This is a genomic window from Micromonospora rosaria (genome assembly GCF_001567585.1).
Taxonomy (GTDB): Bacteria; Actinomycetota; Actinomycetes; order Mycobacteriales; family Micromonosporaceae; genus Micromonospora; species Micromonospora rosaria.
The window spans coordinates 1-26,179 of sequence record NZ_LRQV01000101.1; the positions used below are offsets into that span (position 1 = coordinate 1).

A 26,179-nucleotide genomic window follows, 5' to 3' on the forward strand; every position below is an offset into this window, starting at 1 on the left:
CGTTCCAGAACGGGTGGTGCCAGGTCGTCTCGACCTTCGTCACCCGGCCGTCCTGGTCTCGGACCGTCAGATCGGTCAGATCCTCGTCCACGTTGCGGTGCAGCCGGGTCACCTGCTTCGGCTCCGACCGACCGGCCACGGGGTCCGTCGCCAGCACCCGGTCACCGACGTTGACGTCCTCGATCGGCCGGCGACTCCCGTCAGCCATCAGCACCGGCGTTTGCGGATCGAAGCTGTGTCGACGACCGTTCGTCGGGCAGGACCCCGACCCGCCGGACACACTGATCCCCGCCGCGTTCCGCCCCGACGACGGTGATGCCCCGCCCGACCGGGCGCCACCGCCGCCCTTACGGCTCAACGCGCCCAGGCCCGGCACCATGTTCTCCACCGCGGCGCGCGGGTTGTACGAGCCGGTGGTGGCGACCTGCCCCAGGGCGTCCTCCACCCCACCCTCGACACCCTCGACTGCCAACCGGCCCAGCAGGCCGGTGCCGGCCTTCTTGGCCACCGCCGCGCCCACCCGGGCCGCGATCGCCCCACCGGCACCGCCGAGCAGCCCGGCGACCGCTCCCGTCCCGAGGGAACCCAGGGCGTCGCCCATGCTGTGGATGTCGCCCTGCGCCGCGTCCTTCGCCAGGGTGATCAGCGCCCCGGCCCCGGCGATGCAGGCCAGCGCCCCGGCCCCGGCGGTCACCGCCGTGCAGGCGATACCCGCGAGGATGGCCCCGCCGACGGCGGCGACCTCCAACAGGACGTCCTTGTGGTCCTTGACCCACTTCTTCGTTGCGTTTGTGGCGTCGCGTACAGCGGTGGTGGCTTTCTTGACCACCCGTTGGGCCTTGGCGGCGATCTTTTTACCGGCCTGTTTGGCCTTGGCGATGGTTTGTTTGGCCTTCTTCTTGACCGCGGCGACCTTCTTCGCCACGTACTTCTTGGCCTTCTCGACCTTCTTCTTGACGTACCGCTTCGCCTGGTTGTACTTCTTCTTGACCTGCTGTTTGACCTGCTCGTACTTGCGTTTGACCTGCTGGACCTTCTTCTTGACCACGGCCTTGGCCTTCTTGACGGTCTTGGTGACCTTGGCCTTGGCCGAGTTGTACGCCGAGTAGCTGTAGGACGCGGCGTACGAGGAGGCCCGCGACATGTACGACGACGTGTACGAGTACGCCGACCGGGCGGTCGAGGTGACGGCGCTGGCCGCCTTCCGCAGACCCCGGCCGAGGTCGCGCAGACCCCAGTGGCCGGTCGGGTCGGTCACGGTCAGCGGGTTCGCGTCGCCGTACTGGTACCGGTTGGCGTTGATCGAGTCCGGCAGAGGGCTGTTGGAGGCGGTGTCCCGGGTGTCGAACTGCCCGGTGTCCGGGTTGTACCACCGGGCGTGCATGTTGACCCGGCTGGTCACCGCGTCGGTCCACTCCGACTGGTAGCCGAGCTGCCCGATCAGACCCCCGGAGACGACCACCTTGCCGAAAGGGTCGTAGGTGACCGACCCGGCCAGGGTCGTCCCGGTGGCGGTGAACTGCCCGACGACGTCGGTGTGCAGGTCGGTCCAGACCATCCGCTGCTGACCGCCGGAGGTGGTCCCGACCACGTCGCCACCCGGCCCCCGGACGTATGTCGAGGAGGCGTCACCGGCCAGGTCGTTGCCGAGCCCCGAGTACGCGTGACCGGGGCGGACGGCCCGACCCAGAGCGTCGTAGGTGTGGGTCTGGGTGGCCCCGCCGGCCTCCTGCGACACCACCTGGCCGAGGGCGTCGGCGCTGGTCAGGTTCCCGCCGGCCTGGGCCAGGGTGCCCCGGGCGGTGTACTTGTAGCTCGTCCCGTCGGCGTCGACGAGCCGGTTGCGCTGGTCGTAGCTGAACAGCTTGGCGCCGTTCTGCACCCGGTTGCCGGACTTGTCGTAGGCGTACACGGTGCTGGTGGCACCGTTGTTCCAGGACGTCAACCGGCCCGCAAGGTCGTAGGTGTAGGTGTTGTTCGCCGACCCGGCGAAGCCAGTGGTGTTCTTGGTGACGATGTTGTCGTTCAGGTCCCACCCGTAGGTGATTTTCGCCAGGGAGGTCCCGGTCGGGGTGCGGAGCTCGTCCCCGACGATCCGGTGCGAGGCGTCGAAGGTGAAGTTGCGGGTGTTCCCGTTGCTGCCGTGGGTGATCGTCGTGACCTGGGACAGGTTGTTGTAGGCGTAGCCGAGCTGCACCCCCGCGGTCGGGTTGGCGAGGGCGGCCAGCCGGCCCGCGACGTCGTATCCGAAGGTGGTGGTGCCGGCCGCGTCCTGCCGGGAGGCGACCCGCCCGTCGGAGTCGTAGCCGAACGACGTGTCCCCCGCCGGGCCGGTCACCGACCGGGGCAGACCCCGGTCGTCGTAGCTGACGCTGTTCGTGCCGCCCGGCCCGGAGAAGGAGGTCATCCGACCGACCACGTCATACTCGAAGACCCGGTCCGTGGTGGTCGCCTCCGCCCCCGCCCCCGCCTGCCGCAGGAGCTGGTCCAGGTCGCCGTAGGTGTTGGTCACCGACACCCCGCCGGGCAGCAGCTGCCGCACCGGGCGGGCCGCCGCGTCGTAGGCGAGGGTAAAGGTCCGGTCGGCGGCGGCCGGGTGGGCCGCTGTCGCCGGCTCGATCTGCGACTCCGGCAACCCCCACGAGTTGTACGTGGTGAAGAAGGCGTTCCCCCGGCCGTCGGTGAACCGGGTCCGGTTGCCCTCCAGGTCGTACCCGAAGGTGGTGACGATCGCGTCCGATCCGGAGATCGGTTGGGTGTGTCGGGTGACCACACCCGTCGCGTCGTACTCGAAGGTGGCGGTGGTGCCCTTGGCGTCGGTGGAGGCGACCAGGTTCCCGGCCCGGTCGTAGCGGACCGACCTGTTGGACAGCAGGGTTCCGGTCACCCCGTGCTCGGCGGTCCGGACCGGCCGGTCCGCCAGGTCGTACTCGACGATCGAGAAGGAATTGTCCGGGCGGATCGTCTTCGTGTTCCGCCCCTCGGCGTCGTACTCGTACCGGGTCCGGTTGTTGGCTCCGTCGAAGACCGCTGTCGGTTCGCCCAGGACGTTGTACTCGGTCCGGGAGGTCACGCCGGCCGGGGAGGTGACCTGCTGTGGCCACCCCTGCGGGGTGTAGGTGTAGTGGGTGGTGTGGTGGGTCGAGTCCTGCCGCACCACGTCCGTCGAGGTGACGGTCCGCCCCAGGTAGTCGTAGGTGGCGGTGGTGACCGCGCCGGTCGGGTCGGTCACCGACAGGGTGTTGCCGATGTCGTCGTAGGTGTAGGTGGTCGCCCCGTCGTTGGGCGCGACCTCCTTGGCCAGCCGGCCGAGCTGGTCGTAGGTGTAGTGGGTGACCCGACCGAGCGGGTCGGTGACGGTGGCGACCTCACCACCGGCGTGGTAGGTCTGGGTGGTCCGGGGCACGATCGGGGTGGTGGCCCCCGGCGGGGTGTAGGCCGGGGCCTGTTCGGCGACCGTCCGGCCGAGGGCGTCGTACTCGATGACCGACCAGTTGCCGTTGGCGTCCCGGACGTCGGTCGGCTCGTCGAAGGTGTTGTAGCCGACCAGGGTCACCGCGTTGGCCAGGGCTGGGGGCTGCCCGACCTGCTCGGCGAGGGCTGCCGGGGCGGTGGTCCGCACCGCCCGGCCCTCCTCGTCGTACCCGTAGTAGGTGGTGTCGCCGTTGGGGTCGGTGACCGAGGTCGGCAGGTCGTCGGAGTCCACCGTCTGGGAGGTCCGGATGACCTGGGCGTCCGCTGCCGGGGCGGTTCCCGCCCGTAGCTGGGAGATCTCGGCCGCCGACAGGGCCTTTTGATACGCCTGCACGTCGTCGACGGCACCGGGGAACCAGCCGAACCCGCTGGCGCCGCCGATGGTGAGCCCGGTGGACTGGTTGTTGAAGTCTTCGGTGGTGGTGGCCGTGCCCTGGAGGGCCCCGTCGGCGTAGAGCCGGAGGGTCTTCGTCGTCGGGTCGGCGGTGACGGCCAGGTGGGTCCAGGTCCCCGGGGTGGCGGAGCCGTTCGGGCTCCCCGCGTTGACCCAGGCGACGGTCCCGTCGGCCTTGCGCACCGACATCGACGTGTGCCAGCGGTTCTGGGCCGGCAGGTGATGGAGTTTCAGGGCGGTGCTGCCGGTGGCCCCCGGGGCGGAGACGACGAGTTGCTCGGTGCCGGTGCCCGCCCCCGCGAGCTTCACCCAGGCGGCCACGGTGAAGGCCCGGGTGGTGTCGACCACCCGGGGCGCGGCCAGGTAGCCGCTGGCGCCGTCGAAGACCGCCGAGCCGCCGCGCTCGGGCGACCAGGTCAGCCCGCCGGTGGCGGTGGCGGGGCTGTTGCCCGCCGCGTCGGCAGCTTTCGTCCCGGTAGTCTCGTCGAGCTTCCACCGACCCACCGGGGTCAGGGCGGTGGAGGTGTACTCGGTCTCGGCGACGGCGCGACCGGCGTGGTCGTAGAACGCGTCGGAGATGCTGGTGACAGTGCCGTCCGGGCCGGTGGAGACGGTGGAGACCACGTTGTCGTCGAGGTCGTAGACGAGGGTGGTCTTGCGCTTGAGCCCGTCCGGGTCGACGGTGGAGGTGGTCGTCCGACCGGCCGCGTCGTAGGTGGCCGTGGTGACGGTGTGGCCGTTGTTCGTCACCTCGGTCACCACGTTCCCGGCCGCGTCGTACCGGTTCTCCTCGATGAGGAAGGTCCGCCCGTCGTTGTCGGTCCGGGTGACCTTCGCCTCCAGCCCGTTGTCGGTGTACGTGTACGCGGTGGTCCACCCCATCGCGTCGGTCTCGCTGGCCAGCCGTCCCGCCGGGTCGTACGCCCGTTGCACGGTGACCAGGTCACGGGGGCTCGACGGGCTGTTCGGGTCGCCGGTGAAGTCCCGGACGACCGAGGTGAGTAGGTTGCCCTCGACGTCGTAGGTGCTGGTGTTCACCGTCCCGTCGGGTTCGGTCTCGCTCACCACGCGGCCGTAGACGTCGTACCCGAAGGTGGTGGTCTGGTCGCCCGCGTTGGTGGTCGAGGACTCCTGGCCGTACCCGTTGTAGGTGTGCCGGGTGGTCCGGGAGGCGTCCCCGCCGGTCAGGTCGGCGACGGTGACCTCGGTGACGTTGCCGTCGACGTCGTAGGTGGTGGTGGTCCGGGCGGTGTGGACCGCACCGGTGACCCGGTTGGTCACCCCCGGCTCTGTCTCGGTGACCGGCCGCCCCAGCAGGTCGTAGGTGTAGCTGGTGGTCAGCCCGGCCGGGTGGTTGGTGGTCACCTCGGTCTCGGTCAGGACCCGGCCCACCCCGTCGTAGGTGTACCGGGTGGTCTTGCCCGACGGTTCGATCACCTCGGCGACGTCACCGCTGGTGTGGTAGACGATCCGTTGGGTCTGCCCGCCGGGAGTGGTCACCGTCGCCGGCAGACCGGCGGGGGCGAACCCGCCGTCCTTGGCCGCGACAGTGGTCCCGTCGGTGTACGTGACCCGGGTGGTCCGACCCAGCGGATCGGTGATCCCGACCTGGTTGCCGAAGGTGTCGTAGCCGTAGCTGGTCAGGTAGGTGTTGTCGGTCTCCGACGCCGACCGGCCGTCACGGACGGTCAGGATCAGGTCGTTGCGGGGGTCCGGGGTCAGGGTGGTGGTGGTCGCGTCCGGGTAGTAGGTGTAGTAGACCGACGAGCACCGGCCGGCGGACTGGTCCTGGCAGGTGATCACCTGTTTGGTGTTGCCCCGGACGTCCTGGAGTTCCTGGGTCCACACCCCGCGCGGGTCGTAGGTCAGGTTGCCGTACCCGCCGACGTCGTAGCCGAACTTGGTGGTGTTGCCCAGTCCGTCGGTCTGCGCCACGAGGCGGTTGCCGTTGACCAGGTCGTAGCTGTACGAGGTGGTCTCTCCCGTCGGCCCGGTCACGGTGACGGTGGAGACCGGCATGGCGATGGCGGTGGCCACCCCGGAGAGCATCGTCACCGCCACCGGGGCGGTCTGCTTCGACGCCACGAAATGCCCGGAGACCTGCTCGGCGGTGAGCTGCGACCGGTAGAACGCCACCTCGGCGACGGAGCCCGTGAAGTGGCCGACGGTCCGGGTGCCGGTCATCGGCCAACTGCCGGACCATTTACCCGCGCCGACGTACGCGTTGACCGCGTCGGTCGCCGCCAGCGCGTGGTTGATCGTCCCGATCGGCGCTCCGTCGAGGTAGAGGGTCTGGGTGTTGGTTCCGGCGGAGAGGACGACGTGGTGCCACTTGTTGTCGTTGACCCCGGCGGCGCTGGTGATCAGTCGGGTGGGGCTGCCGGTCCAGAACCCGCCGCGGAGCTTGCCGTCGGTGCCGACGTAGAGGGCGGGGGTCGAGGTCCCGGTGACGCTCGGGTCCTCCATCGGGGCGGCCTGGTAGCCGTAGAGGACCCCGCCGGTGGTGGGGCCGGACGGCACCTTGAACCACATCTCCACCGAGTTCGGCCCGGTCGTCGGGATGTTCTCGGGGGGTAGCACCAGGTGGGAGGAGGTGCCGTTGAACGAGGCGGCCCGGCTGTCGCTGAACGGACCGGTCACCCCGAGAGTGGTGGTGTCGTAGGTGGCGGTACCGCCCTGCACCTCGTTGACCGCCTCGGTCACCTCGGTCTCACCGAGGCGCCAGTAGTCGGCCGGCTTGGCGCCCAGGACTGATGCCGCGTACACGTCACTGTTGCCGGAGACGGTCGGGGCGGCGAGGTTCCAGTCACCGCCGTTCTCGTCGGTGAGGGTGGCGACCCGGCCGGTGGCGGTGTCGTAGGCGATCTCGGCGGTCGTCCCGCCTGAGGGGCGGACCACCTTGGTCAGCACCGGGTGGCTGCTCCGCCCGACGGTGTGCAGTTCGGCGGCGGTGGCCCCGGTCAGGGCCTGGTTGAAGAAGGCGACCTCGGCGATGGAGCCGGTGAAGTGGGTGGCCACCGCCGGCGAGGTGCCCGACCTGACGTGCCCTGGCCAGCCGCCGCCGACGAAACCGGCCCCGACCAGTACGTTCGCTGACTCCCCGGCGTGCAGGGAGATCGTCCCGTTGAGGGTGCCCTTGAGGACCCCGTCGAGGTAGAGGCGCTGGGTGTCCCCGGCACCGGCGAGCACCACGTGGTGCCAGGCCCCGTCGGTGACCGGGACGTCGGTGGTCATCGGGGTGGTCGAGCCCATCCAGAACTCGCCGCGTAGTCGGCCGTCGCTGCCGATGTAGAGGGCCGGGGTGTAGTTGCTGGACGTGGTGCCCTTGCTGATCGGGTCGACCTGGTAGCTGAACAGCACCCCGTTGGGGGTGGTGGTACGGAACCACAGGCTGATGGACTGGTACTGCCCCTCGGAGATCAGCTTCCCGGGGAGTTGGACGTGGGAGCTGGTGCCGTTGAATCCGGCGGTGGTCGCCGTCGACCCGGGCAGTCCGGCCGGTTGGCCGAGGGTGACGCCGCTGTAGCGGGCGTTGTCGACGCCGGCGTTGCTCAGCACCCGGCTGGCCGCCGTGGTCGTCCCGGCCGCCTCGTCCATCCGCCAGTACGAGTACGGTCCGGCGTTGAGCACCGCGTTGGCGTACTGGGAGGTGGGGGTGTACTGGTAGGTGGTGCATCGGGTGGGATCGGTCGGCGGGCAGACCTGGGTCAGCTGGTCACCGGCGCCGTAGCCGTACCGCCAGATGGCCGCGGTGGTCGGGGCGCTGGGGGTTGCCGGGTCGGTGGTCACGGTCGCCACGTGGGGGTGGGTCGAGCCGGTCGGGGTGGACCAGGTGACGTGCAGGGACCGACCGGCGGCCGAGGTGATGGTGGTGAGCTGGCCGGTGGTGGAGTAGGTGAAGGTCAGGGCCCGGCCGTTGGCGTCGGCGATCCGGGTCACCTTGAACACGTTTGCGCCGACCGACCGGCCGAAGGTGTAGACCGTGGCGTCCTTGTCGGTCAGGGTGTACCCGGTGACCGTACCGGCCGAGTTCTTCGTCTCGACCAGGGTGGCGAACCGGCCGCTGGGGGCGGTGAAGGTGCCGTTGGCATTGCGGCCGAAGGCGACGTCCTGCCCCGTCGGGTAGGTGACGAGTACCGACTGAACGGTGCCGGCGACGTCCATGACCTGGCTGGCCCGGGTGTCCAACATGCTCGACCAGCCGGTGCCGAACGCGTTGTGGCGTCGGGTGTCGAGGCTGTTGTAGCTACGGGTCACCGACAGGGAGGGGCCGACGGTGGCGACGCTGACGTCGGTGGCGGAGGTGGTGTAGTTGCCGATGCTCGGGTCGAAGCCCTTGCCGGAGTTCTGCGCCAGGTTGGTGGCGAGTACCGGCTGGGGGACGGAGGTGCTGAAGGCGTACGCCGGGTAGACCGCGCTGTAGCCGACCTTGTCGTAGACCCGGACCGTGTACAGGTAGGTCTTGTTCCAGGCCAGTCGCCCGGTCGGGACGGTCCAGGCGGGGGTGGCGACCCAGCCGGAGTTCACCACCAGGGCGTTCGTCGCGGCGTCGGTGACCACGTAGTTGTAGGTGAACCCTTTGGCCGGCCACTTGTCCGGGTCGACGGCCCGCGACAGCAGCTCCGGGGTGAGAGTGTTGACCACCGCGTTGTTGCCCGGGTAACGGAGGTTGACCTGCGGCACGACGTTGTTGCTGTAGGTCAGCTCCAGGTACGGCTTGTACGCCCCGGACGAGTAGTTGGCGGCGGTGAACCGCTTCCAGGCGGTGGAGTCGGTCTCCGAGGCGGTCAGCGCCAGCCCCTCGTTCGCCCCGCCGGTCGACCAGTCGTTGAAGGTGTCGACGGCAAGCGGAACGGTCGCCCACCGGCCGACGCTGCGGTCCGCACCGGTGTTTCCGCAGGCGGGTGAGTTGTTGGTGATGGTCAGCGACCCGATCGACGAGGAGATCGTCGGGCCGGGGTAGTTGCCGGTGGTGAGGTTCGCGACGGTCCACGGCTGGGTGACCCGGTGGACGTGGAAGGGCTTGTTGGAGCTGCAGTCGTACGACCAGGTGTGGTAGAGCCGCAGCTTGGCGGCGGTGATCCGCTTGCCGATCAGCCCGTCGTCGTCGAACTCGTCGAAGTGGATGAAGGACCGGGCCTTCACCGCTCCCCCGTTGTATGTGCCGACGGGGAGGTTGTCGCCGTTGTGGTTGGTGGTCGCGGAGTCGTTGTCGACGTAGACGTCTCCGGTCGTCCCGGTGGTGATCGTGGGGTCCACCCGGACCGGGTACTGCCGGGACGGGTCGTCGAGCCAGGCCCGGTCGGCGACCACCTTCAGCGCCGGGGCCCCGGCGACGGTGATCAGTTCGAAGGTCACCCCGGACGACTCGGCCGGTGCCCCGGACTGCGGGTCGACGTTGGCGTCCTGCATCGAGCCGTGCGGGAACCAGGCCGCCGCCTTGCCGTCAGCGTCGAGCAGCTCCACCTCGCCGGCTACGGTCATCCGGGGGGTCAGCCCGGTCAGTCGCAGCGGGAACACCCAGGTCGACGGGGCCTGCGGCGAGCGCAGCACCAGGGTCTCCTTGATGCCGGCGTCGAAGGCGGTCAACTCCAGGTCTGTGTCGGCGAGGATGTCCCGGTAGACGGCGGTGCCCTCGGTCACCTCGGGGGTGCCGACGGTGGCACCCTCCAGCCGGTACCCGACGGTCTCCCCGCCAGGAAGGGTGAGCCGGGCCAGGTCGGTCGAGGGGTCCTGCGCCCCGGACACCTCGGCCCGGTCGGCGGCGGGTGGGTCGGTCGGGTCGGTGGTCGCGGCCCGCGCCCCCGGCGTCGTGGGGACGGGGACGGCACCGGCGACGGAGATGCCGAGCCGGTTGGCGGCGACGTGTAACCGGCCGTCGGACCGGCGGGTCAGGTCGGAGTCGATCGCCCGCCAGGTGCCGTCGGCGGCGCGGTAGTTGACCGGACGGTTGTAGGTCCGGCGGGTGACCGACCCGTCGGCGTTGGTGAAGACGTCAGAGCGTTGGGTCGACCGGCGGGCGTCCCGTTTGCTGGTCCGGGCGTCGAAACCCGGTTCGGCGACGCCGGTGGTCTCGGGGGTGGTGGCTAACCGGTGGGGTTGGTACGAATCCAGCGTGCCGGCGGCCGGTACCGGTGCCCTACCGGCACCGGTCCGGGCGTCGGTGGCGGAGGCCGGGACGTGCGGGTCCACCTCGCCGCTGGGACCCTTGCCCTGCACGGGAAGGCCGAGGAAGGCGTTCGCCGCCGACCAGGCCGGGCGTTGAGTGAACCAGGTCAACCAGGTCAGCGGGAACTCGTCACCCGGTCGTACCGCGCCCTGCGGCATCGCGACCGACATTCCGAACACAATGACGACCACTATGGACACCCGGCGCATGGCGCCGCCGAATCGGCGCATGGCCGGTCCTCCCCCGTTGAGCGTGAAACGTCCACGAGAGTGTGGGGATCACATCGACGGCGGCACAAGTAGTCCGATCGGCCAAACCTGTGCGAAGGCTGAGAGAACTCAGTCGACTGCGGGCGACAGTCCGGTCACCAGATCGCGGGCCGACCGACGCACCGTTTCCGGGTCGGAACTGTCCACAACGGACACGTTCGAGGTCGCCTCGGCCGGCCCGAAGGCCACGAAACGGGCAGACGGGAATCGGGCGGCGGTGGCCCGGACCGCCCCCGACGGCGCCTCACCCACGGTGAGAATAAGATCACAGCGGGTCTGCACGAGGCTCGCGAGGAAGGTCTCCGCGTTCGCCACCGTCTGCGCCCCGTCCACCTCGAGGTACTGCACCTTGACCCGAGTGGCTAGGGAACCCTCCTGCATACCGGCCCAGACCGGCTGCGCCACCGGATCCGCCACCCCGCCCGCTCCGGTCAACAGACAGGCGGTCTGCGCCGCGTACGCCCGCTGGCGGGGTTCGGGGTCCGGCTGCGGCCAGAGCGCCCATCCGACCAGCACGGCCACCACCAGGGCGAACCCGCCCGCCGCCCACCACTGCCACCAGCCGGGAAGCCCAAGTCGAGCGGGACCGGGAGGTCGCCGACCGGGACGCCGCGGCCGGGTACCTCGTCTGACTCCAGCGTCGCGCACGAGCGCACCCTACTCCCGGTCAGGGGCGGTCGTAGTCAGCCGGACGGAGCCGAGCGATCCGGCGGCGGGTGGTCATCACCCCCGGATGGCCGAGGGCCCGGTTGCCGGCCGGCGCGTGTGCGCTACGACGCCGAATCCTACGTCGTGTCCGAGATTCCCGACCTGAAGCAAGGAGGCTTCGCACATTCACCCCAGCGCACCGATCACCGACCCGGTCCCGAAGCCGGCCACTACCGTCCACCGTCACCAACCGGTACACCCACATCCCGGCCCGCTCCTACGGCAGCACCGGCAACGGCAGAGCGGCCCGACGCAACCCCACGGCCGACGAACCGCCAGCCACCCCAGGGCCCCGACCCGACGGCAACACCGGAGGCACCAACGACGCGATCAACGGCTCAGCCACACCGACCACCACCCACGCCCGAGACAAGGCCGGCAGCAGCGGTCACGAGAATCAAAATCCCCTGGTCGGAGACACACGACCAGGGATACTGGAGAAACGGCATCGATGCCGCAGATTGTGTCCGAGGGGGGACTCGGACACGTAGATCCCGCATACCTGCCGGAAACAGGTATGCATGCGGTAGAGGGTAGGCGGCGGCAACCAGCCGGGCAATGACGGCACGCAGCAAAGTTCGACGCTCCCCTGTGTTCATACCCAGGCCCGAGGGCCATCGAGAGCGTTGGCCTCGGAGCTGGTGCCCCACAGGGCGTACTCGGCGACGCTCCGCACCGAAGTGATGATGGCTGCGATTCTCCGTGCGGGCGCTACGCCTGGTCACGCCGCCTGATTCCATCGCGGGCCCCCTCCGGCTCGTCGAAGGGCCCGAGGCCAGAGCGCCACCCGGCGGCGTATTCGCGCTACCACCCCATGAGACCACATCGCCGCCGGACTCACTCTTGGCGCGGAATCTTGCCGCGTTCGACGAGGTGGAGGTCGTTACGGCGGTCTTCGAGGAGTAGCCCTTGCCCGGTGAACCGTTCGACATGGTGTTCTCCGCCACCGCGTTTCACAGGATCGACCCGGCGGTGCGGGTGCCTCCCAGCGTCACGTGGTCCCGGACGGTCAGTGGGTAGCGGACGAAGTCCCGGAAGACGGCGCACACCCGGGCCCGCCACGTGACCGGGTCGAGGTCGGCCAGGTCGGTACCGTCCACCGTGATCCGTCCGCTCGACGGGTGGTAGAGGCCGGCGAGCAGGGCTGCCATCGTCGTCTTGCCGGCACCGTTGACCCCCACGACGGCCAGTACCTCGCCGGGCCGGATCTCCAGGTCCAGCTCGGTCAGCAGGCGGCGGCCCCGGGGTGAGTGAACGTGACCCGCTCGAACCGGATCAGCGCAGGCGTCGCGGCGGGCTCACGCCGGTCCGGCGCCGTCACCGGCCCGCAAGGTGTTCCGGACCGGCTGGCGGTCCGGTCCAGAGCCCGTACCGCGCCCAGTCCGTACTCGATGTCGAAGGCCTCCAGGCCCATCCCGGAGATCCGGAACACTCCCCAGGCCGCGCCGAGGCAGATCACCAGTTGAGCGACGGTGATCTGGCCGGCCAGCGCCGCGAAGCCGGGCACCAGCAGCGCAGCGCCGCCGCTGCCAAAGGCCAGCATCACGATGGCACCCTGCCGGCGGTGGACTGTGGGAAGGGGTGCGACGTCCGCCACGCCCCCCACCGCCGAGCGACCTGGCTCGCCGGCATGCAACGAGCAGATAGTCACATCCTGGCGATCAGGGTACTGCCGACGGTGCCGACACCAAAGGAAGTCCTGAGTAGTTCTGCGGTCACGAGATTTCAGCGCTTCAGACCCACCGCAAAGCTTACTTGACAACAGACAACGCTACGCTCTTCTGCTCCTCACTCAACGAGAAATATTCACCGCAATAGCATTCGTCCGGTGCAGTCACATGCTGACGGGCATGCTCGATTGCGTTATCCAATGCCTCCCGCACCAGCCCTTGAGTCGGAGGCGGCGTCGCTCCCATGGCGGCGTCCAGGCTGGCGATGACTGTTATCCGGCTGGCTGCAAGATCTTCCAGCAGCAGCAATAGCGACGGATGGTCTTGCAGCTCCACGGAGCGCAGATCACCGAGGTAGACGTCCAAAGCGTCGACGATTTTCGTCCGCGTTTTGACAAATAACTCATGCCCTGCGGCCACACTCGGGCGATCAGTTCCCCTTGATTCGTGTATCGCTTGAAGAATATAGTAGATCGGCTCCCGATCTTGACACCATCCAAAGCGCAAGACAGCCACGAGTACATCGACCACAAACGGCGACACCTCCCCCAGCGCCCCTTGGTTCGCTGCGGCACAGTAGATATTCCCCGCAGCGGAGTCCCGAGACTCAGGCATGCTTGCAGTTGCTAGATCCAATAGATCTTGGAGGGTCGAATCGGCCGTCCCCACATCAGCTCGCCTCAACGACGACCAGGGGATTCGAGTTATGGTGCGGTGAAGATCGTCTTCATACTCCATCGCCTACTCCATTTCCAGGCGTTGACCCTCGAGCAACTTACCCGTCCCGATCGTGGTCGACATCTTAACCGAAGTCTGACACTTCCATCCAAGCACGGACAGATATAGCAAGGCATCAGGATGAACAGGCCAGGCAGGCGAGGGCACATGCAACTGCCGCCACCGCTCCCGCTGCGGCAGCTACCACCTGAGCCGGCGGGGAAGCACCGCTGACACCATCGCGAACGCGCCGGCAACCGCAGATCTGGTGCCTGCATTGTTGGACCACCGCCTTCGCCGCCGAGGTGGCTGCCTGGGCGACGGCGTTTCCGGAACGGCTTGCCGCGCTCTTCACCCTTCCACAGAAGAGCCCGTCGGGGTCGGCAAAAGAGACAGGATTGTTGTTCGCATATGCAAAAGGATTCATCCGCCGCGGATCAAACTCATCCGTCTGTTGATCGACCGAAATGAAGGACCCTAAAGAATGTCTCGTAACTCGGTGATGGCGTTGCCTGGCGACGGTGTTGGTGTCATCCCGCGATGATGATGTTGTGGAGGTGGGCGATGCCGGACGCGGTGTCGGTCAATGTGTGGGCGGCGCGGCGGTAGTCGCGGAGAACCTTGAAGCACTTCATGCGGGCCAGGGCGTGTTCGACCTGCGCTCGGACAGTGCGGTGTTGCTTGTTCAGGTCCGTCTTCCACTCGGGTAGCTCGCTGCCGTCGGCGGGCTTGCGGTACGGGATGATCACCTCGGGATTGCCGCGGTAGGCGCCGTCGGCCATGACCGGCCGTCCGGCCAGCTTCTGGTCGATGCCGCTGGTGCGGTAGACGATCGTGTCGTTGCGGTTGCCGGGTTGCGGGTCGCCGAGGGCGACGACGAGGCGGGTGTGGGCGTCAATGGCGACCTGCAGGTTCGTGCTGTAGCGGTAGTTCTTGCTCGGGGCTGCCAGACGGTGGTCCCGGGTCGGGATGAGCGTGCCGTCGACGATGGTGATCTGCTCGACCCGACGCCGTCGCCCCGGCGTCAGGGCGAGCAGGGGGCCGACGGTGTCGATGACCCGGTGCGCGGCGGAGTGCGACACCCCGAACAGCGGGCCGATCTGGCGCATCGTCAGGTTCGTGCGCCAGTACGCGGCGACCAGGAGCACCCGGTCGGCGAGGTCGAGAGACCACGGCCGGCCGGGCCGGCCATCGGCGATCGCGTCACCACCACGCTCGGCGACCAACCTGACGAGGCGGCGGAACTGAGCGGGCTGCAGCCCGGTGAACGGGACGATCCACTCCTGGCGGGCTGCCGAGATCACCTGCACCCCGACATGATCCACCATGGACCAGCCACCGAGTTACGAGACGTCCCTTAGTGCGTGTTTGAGATGGGTTGGTTAGGTCCGGTTGAAGGTGCGGCGGGCTTGTCGGTGTGCTGGTCGGCCGCGGGTGATGCGGCGGGTCATGCCGGTGATCGCGGCCCAGCGGATGAGGGCTGCGGAGACGGTGGGGTGGCGTTCGTAGTCGCGGGCCAGCCGGCGGTTGGCGGTGAGCCAGGCCAGGGTGCGTTCGACGACCCAGCGGCGGGGGTGGACCGCGAAGCCGCGTTGGGCGGCGGGTTTGCGGACGATCTCCAGGGTGGTGCGTAGGGTGTCGCGGGTCCAGTCGACCAGTCGTCCGGTGAAACCCTGGTCGGCGTAGACGTGCCGGATCGGGGTGAGCATGTACGTGCCGAGCAGGGCGGCCTTCGCGCCGTCGCGGTCCTGCCAGCTCGCGGCGAGGACGGTCACGGTGACCAGCAGGCCCAGGGTGTCGGTGACGACGAACCGTTTACGGCCGTTGACCTTCTTGCCCGCGTCGTAGCCCCGGGAGTCCCGGCCGACGGTGTCCGCGCCCTTCACGCTCTGCGAATCGATGATCCCCGCCGACGGTTCCGGATGGCGGCCCTGCTGTACCCGCGCCTTCACCCGCAGCACGGTGAGGAGCTTCTCCGTCACGCCGGCTTCCTCCCACCGGGTGAAGTACCAGTACACCGTCTGCCACGGCGGCAGATCCCCCGGCAGGTACCGCCACGGACACCCCGACCGCACCACGTACAGGATCGCGTTGACGATCTCCCGTCGCGGATGCTTCTCCCGACGGCCGTCCGTGTTCGGCTCCGGCAACAACGGCTCGATCAACGCCCACTGGGCATCCGTCAGGTCAGAGGGGTAACCACGGCGCGCAGACACCACGCCACCCTGCCCGCCCCGACGGTCGATGTCACGCCACCACACCGTCCACAACAGCCCTTCTCAAACACGCACTTAGAACCGAGTCATAGAATCGAGCGCCCAGCAGGGAAAGCCCTGTAGGATCGGTAACCCCCACCCACGAATTCGCGCTGGCCGACGCTCGGCAGGAAATCAGCGCTACCGGTACGGGTCACACCGTAAGGGTCCGCATACCTGACGCTCTCAACTCGTGTTACTGAGTGCAGGGCCCACAAGGCAGAGTCGTGGTGGTCCGCCGCGACCCAGACGACGCCCCGCGCACCCGTGACCGTGGAGGCCGACCGGTAGGCGACGACATCTCCGGCATGCTCGTAGTAGCGGGTCGCACTCAGATCCTGACCCGCGACAGTCAGTTCGTGACCGGAGACGAAGACGCTTGCCTGGCCGTCAGAGTCGATACAAGCAATGCGGTTGCCGTCGACGTCGTAGACCATCCCGTTCTGACGGGAGTGTGTCGATCTACGCAGTCCCCGACCAGGTTATCGACAGGTGTTCGCGCGCCGCCTGCTGCCGGCAGGTGGGCCGTTGCCGCGCTCGGCTCCGTAGGGTCGGCCTGGTCCTGGTGGTCGGGTATCGCAGAAGGGCGGCGAGTCCGGGTAGGTTGCGGGCGTCGGGTTCCGTTCTCGGTCGGGGTGGCTGGTACGTGTCGAGCATCGAAGAGATCACCGGCGAGCTGCGTGCCCTGACGACCGGGGTCGAGCGGGCGCGGAGCCTCACGGCCGCAGCCGGCAGCCAGGCTGAGCAGGTCGCTGTGCGGGCCGCTGGCGCGGGTTTCGCGGCGGTCGCCGCCGGCATCGCCCAGGTCCGCGCCGCGATCTCCACCATCCAGGGCGGACTCGGCAGCCTCACCAGCGCGGTCGAAGAGGCGACCACGGCCACCGCGAGGGTTTCCCGGGAAACGACGCCGCAGGAGACCATCACCGCGCTGGCCCCGGCCGGGCAGGGTGTCGCCGCCACCCGGGAAGCCGCCACCGCGACGATCGCGCACGTCGACCACGCCCGACAGCTCGCCGGCGCGGTCCTGCAGGGCGGGCAACCCGGCCCACTCCTTCAGGCCCTCGACAGCATCAAACAGGTCCTGGTACTCGTGGTCCAGCGCGGCACCGTCGCCCAGCAGTCCGTCGAAGCGGCCATCAGCCAGGCCCGACGGTTGGGGTCGGCGGGAGATTGAGCGGGGCTGACCGGTCCCCACCGGCCAGCCCTGCGCCCACCACCAACGGCCCGACCCGCTCCCGGTCCGGGCAGGACACCGACGTCGTGTTCCCGCCCTGGAGCAGAAAACCCACCGGGGCTGTCAACGGCACACCGACCGGACCGCCGACCAGGATCCGCCCCAGCATCGACGACAGCACCCGCCGGGGTCTCGAGCTGGAGAACGACTGCGCCACCACGGTGGCCGCCCAGGGCTACCGGGTGCACCAGAACCCCCACCCGCAGGAGGTCGCCGCCGCCCGGGACCACACCGGCGACACCGGCGACCCGAACAAGGACCCCGACTACCTCATCGAGGGCCACGTCTTCGACTGCTACTCACCCCAGGCCACCACCTCGGTCCGCAACATCTGGAGCCAGGTCCGCGAGAAGGTCGACGACGACCAGACCCAACGCGTGACCGTGAACCTCACAGACTGGGAAGGCGACCTGACCGCCCTGCGGCGCCAGTTCGACACCTGGCCCATCGACGGGCTCAAGGAACTGGTCGCGGTGAAACCCGACGGTACGATCCTCCAGATCATCCGGCAAGACTGAGAAGGGGACGAGGACGTCATGGCCGTGGAGTTCCGCCTGATCCTGGCCGGCACCCCTCCCGTCGACGAGATCGCCGCCCTGACCGCCGCCACCCCCGACGAGACACCACAGCCCGCGTCGAAACCAGGCCTGCTCACCGCTCGCCTGTACGACCAACGCGGCTACGCCATCTCCGTCCGCGCCGGCACCCACGGCTACTACGAGGCACACACCGACAACGACGCCCCCTGGCAATGGGAACCCGACACCTACGTCAACGTCACCTTCTCCCTACACGCCGACGACCTGGCCGACAAAGGGATCCCCAACATGGTGGCAGCCGTGCTCCGGGTCCTAGCCGGGCGCAGCGAGGACGCCGCCCTCATCCAGGACGGCAACTACCTCCTCCTCACCCGAACCGACAGCGTCACCCGCACACACCGCACACACTGGTGGAACCACTACCACCTGAACCACCTCATCACCGGCTGACCGCCCCGCTTCCCCAGGGAAGGCGATGCAGCGGCAGGCCACGCCCCAGAAGGTCACCGACAACACCAGCGGCGAGGGTCATGCCGGGTATCGGCGACCACTGATCCTGACCTGAGCAGTCCCCTGCAGCAGGCAGCGAAGCTCGCTGCACCGACAGGCTTCGACACCCCCTGGGGCCCGTATCACGCTGGCATGTGAGGTTCCCCCGGTTTGCCGGAGGGTTTGATGTTCCCCGGGTTCGGTGGAGTCGGGTTGGTTGACTCGTCAGGATCGTCACTCGTTGAGGGGAGACGTGCCCAGGAGACATCCACCCGAGTTTCGTCGCAAGGTGTTCGATCTACTCAAGGCCGGCCGATCGGTCGCAGAACTGGTCCGGGACGTGGAGATCAGTGATCAGACGATCTACAACTGGCGCCGCCAAGAGCTGATCGACACCGGTCAGATGCCGGGTGTCACCTCTGCCGATCACACCGAGCTGGTCGCGGCTTGGCGGCGGATCGTCGAGCTGGAGACCGAGGTGGCCGTGCATCGACGCGCGGCTGAGCCCCTCAAGGAGGTAGTACCCCGGAGGACCGGCGCGCGGCCATCCCACAGATGGCCGCTGAGGGGCTACCCGTCGAGATCTGCTGCCGTATGTTCACGGTCTCGGCGTCCGGGTACTACGCCTGGCGCAACCGGCCGCCATCGCAACGGGCGCTGCGTCAAGCGTGGCTGACCGGCGGCCGCGGCCGAAGCACCAGACCCCCACCGCGAGCAACCTGGCCAACCGCGACGTCACCCGTTCATCGCCGCACCAGTTGTGGGTCACTGACATCACCGAGCACCCGACCCGGGAGGGCAAGGTGTACTGCGCGGTCGTGCTGGACACCTTCTCCCGCAGGGTCGTCGGCTGGTCCATCAACGCCACGCAGACGGCCACGGTGGTGACCAACGCCCTGAACATGGCCATCAGCAACCGCCAACCGTCCGGCACCGTGATCCACTCGGACCACGGAGTCCCGTTCACTACATGGGCTTTCGCCCGCCGGGCCCAGGAAACCGGTCTGGCGCCGTCGATGGGATCGATCGGTGACTGCTACGACAACGGCATGATCGAATCGTTCTGGGGCCGGATGCAGACCGAGCTGCTCAACCGCCGGACGTGGCGCACCCGCATCGAACTGGCCAACGCGATCTTCGAATACCTGGAGATCTTCCACAACCGGCAACGCCGCCACAGCTCACTGGGCATGCTCACCCCGATCGAGTAAGAGAGGCTCCACCCGATCGTGTCACCCGTAGCCTGACGCCAACCAACACGGCTCCGAGAAAACCCGGGGAAGATCAGAGACTAAAGGCCGACAGTACTGAGGTCAACTACGTGGTGCCAAAATCAGGCAGCGCCACGAGACGAGCAGGTGTCAAGTAACGGCGCAGAGCCATACGGTCCGCCGGCCGCCCACTTCGGCCCGTCCGCCATCGACATCGAACCGACCACAAATTCCGGCCACCTCCCAGAGACAGCAGCGACCAGTGGATGAGGTTCGCCCGTCAGCGCTACGAGCGCCTCAGCCACCTCAAAAAGATCTGCTCGCACATAAGTGCTCGTCGCTCCCGCGTCCGACCGGCCATTGTGCCCCGCATAGGCGCGGGCCACGGCGTACCCGAAAGCCCGCTCTACCCACGTCAAGGTGGTATGCCGCAGCCAGTGGGTGCTGATTTGCTGGGTCTCGACCCAGGGTAGGCACCTGCCCAACCGCTGCCACAGGTGGTCGTACCGGCGCCTGGTGATCGGCTTCCCCGTCCGGTAGCGAAGCAGCTTACCGTCGGGGTCCTTGCCGACCCGTTCGTCGGCATGCCGGTCTAGTCTCTCTGCCAGAGACGGGGAGATTGGCTGCCAGCGAGTGGTATCACCCTTCTCGTGTAGATGGATCATGCAGTGCTCGGTATCGAGGTCGGCGCGGCGGAGATCAAGCGCACCGCCGCGCCGGCACCCTGTCTCCAGATGAAGCCGCAAGAGAAGCGCGTCCAGGTCTGGATCGTTGCCTGTGGTGGCGGCGACGTCGTTGATCAGAACGACCTGCGCCTTCGACAACGCTCGGCGAGGGCTCGCCAGTCGTCGCGGTTTCGAAACCCGCCTGGCTGGGTTGTCTGCCTCGGAGATCAGCCCATCAGCGACCGCTTGACTATAGAGACAGCGGAGGGAGGAAATGAGGTGCTCCGCAGCCACTCGACCGCCGCGCGAATTTCGCCGAATTACCAACTGTTCTTTCATCCGTTCGGCGAGCTGCCTGATCTCCAACGGGCTCGGCTCATCGATGTGCCGACTGCCCCACACCTGTCGCACACGGTTCCAGTATGTCCCGTACACTCGGCGCGTACCAATGGTCTGCGCTTCGGATACCCGCTCGATGTATTCATCGAAGGTAGGCAACCGCAGCGACCCATTCCTTACACCCAGCGGCAGCACTCCAGGCGAGACACCCAGCCGTTCCGCAATAATCTGACCGCCCGGAGAACACTGTCCTCTTCACCCGAAAATTCCATGGCCCCTACCTTGAACGCGAATCAGAAGACCTCCTTCTATCGCAGGATCGCGCACACCGCTCCAGGTAGGCAAGATGCACAGCCAATGAGGGCCAGTTCCAACAACACCGAAACTCGCCCGAAAGCGGGGCGACTTCGAACTCACTGACTCAGGGTCACACAACGGTCAGCGGCGTTGCGATCCCTCCAGGGGTGACGAGCGACAGCAGCGGCTCCGGTTCCGGCGCCCCGTCGCGGCTGAAGTTGCGATCTCTCCAGGGGTGATGAGGGACCGGCCAGTCCGGCGGCTGGTGTCGGCGTACGGGCACCAGTGCAGAGCCAGGTACGCGCCTGGACATACGTAGCGATGATCGGCGTCGGAGAGCGCGAGTGAGCCCGACGACGTCGGGAGGCAAACGACTCAATGATTACGTTGGGTGACGGCGGGCTGTTCCTAGTGGCTTCCGGATCTAGCCGATGAGCGGGTGCCCTGTTGTTACAGGTGTCCGGTCTTGTTAGATACGGGCGTTCAGTCTTGTCGTTGGGGCCGTATGCGGCCACCAACGACGTAGCCTGGAGCCGCGGCTCGGTTCCACGATGACGCGGCGATGCTGGCAGCTTCTGAGGCCGGCATTGCGCTCGCTGCAGCGACCATCACATCGCGCGCTCGAGCGCAGGGTCGCAACGGGCAGCGTTTCCGCCCGATCTTGCCGAGCTCATCACCGCAGCAAGTCTCGAATGCTGAATCACCGCCTCCCGCACACTGCCCTGCGGATGGCCTGACTGTCAGAGGCGGTCTCACGGAAGGACAAGACCCATGCCAGATCGATTGAAGGGCAAGGTCGCGATGATCACGGGCGCGGCGAGCGGCATCGGTCGCGGCGGCGCTGATCTCTTCGTCGCCGAGGGCGCGAAGGTCGTCGCCGCCGACATCAACGACGAACTGGGCGCGGCGCTCCAGAAGGAGTACGGGGGTTCGCTCGTCTACGTCCATACCGACGTCACGAGCGAGGCCGACATCGCCGCCGCTGTCGACAGGGCGGTGAGTGAGTTCGGAAAGCTCGACATCATGTTCAACAACGCGGGCGCGCAGGGAGACCCGTCTCCGATGATCGAGATCGGAAGCGAGGGCTTCGACAAGACAATCGCGTTGCTGACGCGCTCGGTCGTGCTCGGCCACAAGTACGCGGCGCGGCAGTTCCGGCGCCAGGGCACCGGCGGCTCGATCGTCTCGACGGCGAGCGCCGCCGGCCTACAGGGCGGCTGGAGTGCCGCAGGATACACGATCGCGAAACACGCAGTCGTCGGGGTGGTGCGGCAGGCTGTCGTCGAATTCGCACCGCTCGGCATCCGGTCCAACGCCATCGCCCCCGGGATCATCCGCACGCCCATCATGGCGCGCAGCTTCGGTGTTCCCCCAGACGAGGCGGATGCGTTCAGCGACTTCCTCGAGGAGAAGCTGGGTGCCTCGCAGCCGATCGGGCGCCTGGGCTTGCCGTCAGACATCGCCGAGGCCGCCCTGTGGCTAGGAAGCGACGCGTCGTCCTTCGTCACGGGGATCGTATTGCCGGTCGACGGCGGCGCAACGGCAGCGTATGCGGGCGGCTTCGCCGCCGACGTGGTCGCGGCCGCAAACGAGTTCACCACCCGTTGACGACCCGGCGTCCCTACCCGCTGTGACCCGCCAGCGTGGCACCGACGCCCGCAATGTCCTTCACCTTCTTTCGGCACGCCCGGCGTCGACGCCAACAGGGGAGCGCCACGACATCCGCATCTGGCCGCAATCCGGGCGTCAGCCGACTGCGTGCCGGTAACTAAGCGTAGACGTTGGCACGGATGCTGGTGAGCCGATGGCCAGCGGCACGCTGTTCCTCGGGGCATGCGGATCCGTGTACGTCAGCGCGTACCCGACTCTGCAGCGGAACTTTTACGCCGACAGCTGGGAACAACCCGATGACTAGTTGCGATCCCTCCAGGGGTGATAAGCGACCTCCCGACGCAGCCCGGCCATCACCCCGGTGCCCTGTTGCGATCCCTCCAGGGGTGATGAGCGACCCACACCGGCGCGGAACTGTCCCGGCTGGTGCTGCTGTTGCGATCCCTCCAGGGGTGATGAGCGACCGTGAACAGCCCGTTGGGAACGCTCGTCGCATCGTCCGGTTGCGATCCCTTCAGGGGTGATGAGCGACCACGTGTGACGACCAAGCCCTCGTGTTTGAGGACGTGTTGCGATCCCTCCAGGGGTGATGAGCGACCGTCCGCGTTCTTCTGCGACGCCGCCTGTCAGAGGTTGCGATCCCTCCAGGGGTGATGAGCGACCCGCCGGTGCCGATCCGCCGCCACCCGCGCTCACCGTGTTGCGATCCCTTCAGGGGTGATGAGCGACCGGCCGACCTGGACTCCCCGGACGCCAACCCCGAGTTGCGATCCCTCCAGGGGTGATGAGCGACCCGAACCTTAAGTCGCAGGTCAGAGCCGCTTTCTCCGCCTCGGATCGGGCGGATTCTGCAGCGGACCGGCGGTTGTGCATCTGTGCTGGTCAGAGTACCGAATCCGGGTGGCCGAGTTCAGCACCGAGAGTCTCGACCTCGACGAGGTGCGGCGAGCCCATCCGGTAGACGCGGACGCTGTCGTAGCTCAGGTCGAGTTGCTGCCGGAGGGCGGCGAACAAGCTACGGTGCTGCGCGGCGGACAGATCACCCTCGAAGACGCTGCGCTGCACCCAGTGCAGGTACTGCCGACAGGTCCGCAGCGCGGCGGGGTTGCGTTCCACGGCGGTGTCGTAGACTAGGCCGCGTTTCAGAAGCGGGGTAGCCACTCGTTGATCGCTGCGATGTGCACGGTGGCCTCGTAGCGGACGGCGAGCTTGTCGTACCGGGTGGCTACCCCGCGGTGGCGTTTCAACCTGTTGATGCCGCACTCCACGGCGTGTCTCTGCTGGTAGGTCACCGGGTCGAACACCGGCGGCCGGCCGCCCCTGGAACCCTTCTTCCGCCGGTTGGCCGCCTGATCGGCCTTGATCGGGATGGTCGCCTTGATGCCCCGACGGCGCAGGTACTCGCGGTTGGCCCGCGAACTGTATGCCTTGTCCGCCAGGACCCGATCCGGACGGGTACGCGGCCTGCCACCCTCGGGCCTGGGCACCCGGATACCGGTCAGCACCGGGATGAACTGCGGGCTGTCACCACGCTGCCCTGCGGTCAACACGATCGACAGCGGCTTCTGCCCCTGCTCACAGGCCAGGTGCAGCTTCGTGGTCAACCCACCCCGAGACCGGCCCAACGCGTGGTCGGCCGGTTCCTCACCCACCCCGCCGGGTGGTTCCTTCTGCAGGTCCGCGCTCCTGCGGGCTCCGGCGGCGTGCTGGTGCGCCCGGGCGCTGGTGGAGTCCACGCTGACGTCCCACGTGATCGCACCGGCAGCGTCAGCGCAGGCCTGCAACCCGGTCACGATCCGCTGCCACGTGCCATCACGCTGCCAGCGCCGATACAGCCCGTACACGGTCTGCCAGGGCCCGTAGCAGTCCGGCACGTCCCGCCACGGCGCGCCTACCCGCGTGCGCCACCGAATGCCGTCGATGAGCTGCCGTTTACTCCACTTCGGCGGCCGGCCCGGCTTCTTACCCACCGGCAGCAGCGCCGCGAGGGCCGTCCACTGCCGGTCGGTCAGGTCGTGCCGCCTCGTCGCCGGTATCGTGGCCACGAGGTCTCCGGTCTGAAGTTCGTCTTGGTCGATGAACTACCTACCGGAGACCTCTTCACATCTCGATCAACGACACGCCACAGCCGCACCCACCAGCGCACCCACCTTTGAAACGCGGCCTAGGACGACGAACATGGGTCACCACCAGGGTCGGAAGGCCTTGTACGGGGTTCCCTCAAGGCAGAGTCGGACGAGCTTGAGGGCTTCCAGGTGGATCAGCTCCTCGTAGGACACCTTTCGCCCGAGCCTGCGATGGTGGACTGTGGTGGCGAGTTCCTCGCGCACCATGACGGCGACCTTCTTCCGGCCGGCTTTGCTGAGGGAGGCGCTACGGACGTCGCTGACGAAATCGGCGGCGGTCAGCATCCGCTGGGCGGCTGCCCGGCGGAGCAACCGCTCGGCGAGCAGGGGCTGGATGGTTCGGCGAGGTCGAGGCCGAGAGTGTTGCGGCGGCGGTCGCTGTCGGCGTGCAGGAATCCGATCGCCGGGTGCAGCGGGGTGCAGCGGATGGCGGTGAGGACCCGCGCGTACGTGATCGCGTTGAGGTAGCTGACGAAAGCGTTGCCCGCGTTGCTGGGTGGTCGGCGGGTTCGTCCGTCGAGTCTGAGCCACGGCGGTAGCAGGGTGTCGAGCACTCCCCAGGCGGTGCGCCGGAAGTTGCCGTTTACGCCCATCAGGTCCTCGGTCGATGTGCAGGCTTCGACCTGGGCGGGGAGGCGTTCGAGTGGTCCGTCGAGCAGGTCGGTGTCCAGGGCCCAGGCGACGTTGGCTGCGGTCGCGGTGACCAGGGCTCGTGCGACGGCGAGTCGGACTGCCGGGTCGGCGGTGAGGTTGACCTGCGCGCGGACCACGTGCGCGGACGACATGTCCTCGGCGGGGGCCACGACGCCGGAGTAGTTGCCGTAGTGGTCTAGCACGTGGACGGTGACGCCGTGCCTGCCGAGGAGCGACACCACTGCGGTGTTGATGTCGACGTTGTCGAAGAGCACGAGATCACGAATGTCGGTGATCGGGATACGGGCGGGTTGTCCGTCGGCGCGTTCGATCCGGATGCTGTTGTCCTCGCGCCGGATGCGGCAGGGTTCGGTGAGCCAGTAGCTGCGTGCGCGGGCGCTCATGCGTCTCCCCAGCAGTAGTCGCGGTACGAGCATCCGCGGCAGCGGGTGCTCGGTAGTCGCGGCGCGGGTGTATCGACGGTGATGGCCTGGCGGGCTTGCGCTTCGGTGGCCTCGGCCGTGCGTCGAGCGGACGCGTCCCACGTGATCGTGGTGGTGCGTCGGATCAGGGGGTAGTGCACGACTCCGCCACGGACGGTCACGCCCCGTCGCGCGAGCAGGAGGCAGTAGTGCAGGACCTGGGCGTCGTGCTGCGGCGAGGGTTGCCGGGAAGACTTCGTCTCGTGGACGACGGCTCCGCGGGTCACCCAGTCGATCTTCGCTGCGCCGAGGTCGACGTCGGCGTGTCGGCGGTAGGTGGTGTCGTCGACGGTCTCGCCGAACGCGACCGCTTCGTTGCGGCTCTCGGGTCGGTAGCCGTGGCTGTACAGCCACAGTTGGCGGGGACAGTGCAGCAGGTACTTGATGTGGACGCCGCCGATCTCGTCGTCGGTGCCGATACCGGTGTTCACACGATCACGCTCGGGTCGGCCATTCAACGATTGCGATCCCTGGTAAGGGCGATGAGGACAGCCCGGCCCGAGAGGAGACGACCATGGTGATGACGTTGCGGTCCCTGGTAGGGGCGATGAGGACCCGCATGACCGCCACCACGCAGCTACGGCCGCCGACGCCGCGATCCCTGGTAGGGGCGATGAGGACCATGATCCGCGCGCTGTCCCGCCGCTGCTACGCCGTGTTGCGATCCCTGGTAGGGGCGATGAGGACTCGGTGCGGGCCTGGACGGCCAGGCCGTCCAGCACCTGTTGCGATCCCTGGTAGGGGCGATGAGGACGCGACCGCCTCCTGCAGCTCGATGCGGACCCCGTAGTAGTTGCGATCCCTGGTAGGGGCGATGAGGACCAGGAAGGGTTCCGCGACTGAGGTTCCCCCGGTAGCTCGGAGACTTTCGATCGTGGTCTGATAGGCCCTGACCAG

General features: G+C 68.1%; 17 protein-coding genes, 2 pseudogenes and 1 CRISPR repeat array. Of the genes and pseudogenes, 5 read left to right on the forward strand and 14 right to left on the reverse strand.

Annotation, left to right across the window (positions count from 1 at the left end):
- From AWW66_RS22850 to AWW66_RS22875, 8 genes and pseudogenes are all read right to left on the reverse strand, one after another.
- Window positions 1-10,207: LamG-like jellyroll fold domain-containing protein (locus AWW66_RS22850; RefSeq protein WP_067370162.1), on the reverse strand; the 10,207-nt coding region annotated here is incomplete at its 3' end.
- 168 nt (window positions 10,208-10,375) lie between these two features.
- A complete protein-coding gene (locus tag AWW66_RS22855; protein ID WP_169807157.1) occupies window positions 10,376-10,828 on the reverse strand; it encodes a type 1 periplasmic-binding domain-containing protein in 453 nt (150 codons plus the stop codon).
- Window positions 10,829-11,967: 1,139 nt separating this feature from the next.
- On the reverse strand, window positions 11,968-12,195 hold the full coding sequence (locus tag AWW66_RS22860; protein WP_067370167.1) for an ATP-binding cassette domain-containing protein: 228 nt from the start codon (window positions 12,193-12,195) through the stop codon (window positions 11,968-11,970).
- Window positions 12,196-12,239: 44 nt separating this feature from the next.
- Window positions 12,240-12,611, reverse strand: coding sequence for a hypothetical protein (locus AWW66_RS22865; protein WP_157527727.1), 372 nt, complete (start codon window positions 12,609-12,611; stop codon window positions 12,240-12,242).
- Between the two features lie 154 nt (window positions 12,612-12,765).
- Complete coding sequence (locus AWW66_RS33910) at window positions 12,766-13,422, reverse strand: hypothetical protein (RefSeq protein ID WP_157527730.1); 657 nt, start codon at window positions 13,420-13,422, stop codon at window positions 12,766-12,768.
- Window positions 13,423-13,768: 346 nt separating this feature from the next.
- Window positions 13,769-13,879, reverse strand: a pseudogene (locus AWW66_RS36545) (hypothetical protein); the annotation flags it as partial.
- Window positions 13,880-13,931: 52 nt separating this feature from the next.
- On the reverse strand, window positions 13,932-14,711 hold the full coding sequence (locus AWW66_RS22870; protein WP_083978787.1) for a transposase family protein: 780 nt from the start codon (window positions 14,709-14,711) through the stop codon (window positions 13,932-13,934).
- Between the two features lie 72 nt (window positions 14,712-14,783).
- A complete protein-coding gene (locus AWW66_RS22875) occupies window positions 14,784-15,647 on the reverse strand; it encodes an IS5 family transposase (protein ID WP_396890715.1) in 864 nt (287 codons plus the stop codon).
- A 655-nt stretch (window positions 15,648-16,302) separates the two neighbouring features.
- Between AWW66_RS22875 and AWW66_RS22885 the strand changes: the two genes are divergently transcribed.
- From AWW66_RS22885 to AWW66_RS36550, 4 genes and pseudogenes are all read left to right on the forward strand, one after another.
- Entirely contained in the window at window positions 16,303-16,830 is a 528-nt protein-coding gene (locus AWW66_RS22885) for a DUF6244 family protein (protein ID WP_067370181.1), read from the forward strand.
- Between the two features lie 167 nt (window positions 16,831-16,997).
- On the forward strand, window positions 16,998-17,408 hold the full coding sequence (locus AWW66_RS22890; RefSeq protein WP_067370201.1) for a CdiA C-terminal domain-containing protein: 411 nt from the start codon (window positions 16,998-17,000) through the stop codon (window positions 17,406-17,408).
- 18 nt (window positions 17,409-17,426) lie between these two features.
- Window positions 17,427-17,879, forward strand: a complete 453-nt coding sequence (locus AWW66_RS22895; RefSeq protein WP_067370183.1) for a SitI3 family protein — start codon at window positions 17,427-17,429, stop codon at window positions 17,877-17,879.
- Window positions 17,880-18,171: 292 nt separating this feature from the next.
- Window positions 18,172-19,129 (forward strand): annotated as a pseudogene (locus AWW66_RS36550) (IS3 family transposase).
- A 122-nt stretch (window positions 19,130-19,251) separates the two neighbouring features.
- Here the strand turns inward: AWW66_RS36550 and AWW66_RS32955 are convergent.
- Complete coding sequence (locus AWW66_RS32955) at window positions 19,252-20,160, reverse strand: tyrosine-type recombinase/integrase (protein WP_245648433.1); 909 nt, start codon at window positions 20,158-20,160, stop codon at window positions 19,252-19,254.
- Between the two features lie 1,041 nt (window positions 20,161-21,201).
- Between AWW66_RS32955 and AWW66_RS22915 the strand changes: the two genes are divergently transcribed.
- The gene (locus tag AWW66_RS22915; protein WP_067370193.1) at window positions 21,202-22,038 is read left to right on the forward strand and encodes an SDR family NAD(P)-dependent oxidoreductase; all 837 of its coding nucleotides are present in this window, start codon (window positions 21,202-21,204) and stop codon (window positions 22,036-22,038) included.
- An 885-nt stretch (window positions 22,039-22,923) separates the two neighbouring features.
- On the opposite strand, the gene cas2 is transcribed toward AWW66_RS22915, so the two are convergent.
- The 5 genes from cas2 to AWW66_RS22935 form a co-directional block, all read right to left on the reverse strand.
- A complete protein-coding gene (cas2, locus tag AWW66_RS22920; protein ID WP_342671935.1) occupies window positions 22,924-23,202 on the reverse strand; it encodes a CRISPR-associated endonuclease Cas2 in 279 nt (92 codons plus the stop codon).
- A complete protein-coding gene (locus AWW66_RS22925) occupies window positions 23,184-24,086 on the reverse strand; it encodes an IS5 family transposase (protein WP_067370195.1) in 903 nt (300 codons plus the stop codon). The genes cas2 and AWW66_RS22925 overlap by 19 nt, the downstream gene beginning before the upstream one ends.
- Window positions 24,087-24,224: 138 nt before the next feature.
- A complete protein-coding gene (locus tag AWW66_RS35595; RefSeq protein WP_245648435.1) occupies window positions 24,225-24,452 on the reverse strand; it encodes a CRISPR-associated endonuclease Cas1 in 228 nt (75 codons plus the stop codon).
- Window positions 24,446-25,204, reverse strand: a complete 759-nt coding sequence (cas1, locus tag AWW66_RS22930; RefSeq protein WP_245648436.1) for a CRISPR-associated endonuclease Cas1 — start codon at window positions 25,202-25,204, stop codon at window positions 24,446-24,448. The genes AWW66_RS35595 and cas1 overlap by 7 nt, the downstream gene beginning before the upstream one ends.
- Window positions 25,201-25,713 carry a CRISPR-associated protein Cas4 gene (locus tag AWW66_RS22935; RefSeq protein ID WP_067370197.1) on the reverse strand — a complete coding sequence of 171 codons (513 nt, stop codon included), beginning with the start codon at window positions 25,711-25,713 and terminating at the stop codon, window positions 25,201-25,203. Before AWW66_RS22935 ends, cas1 begins: the two co-directional genes overlap by 4 nt.
- A gap of 32 nt (window positions 25,714-25,745) precedes the next feature.
- Window positions 25,746-26,104: a CRISPR direct-repeat array (repeat unit 27 nt; unit sequence GCGATCCCTGGTAGGGGCGATGAGGAC).
- Window positions 26,105-26,179 lie beyond the last annotated feature (75 nt).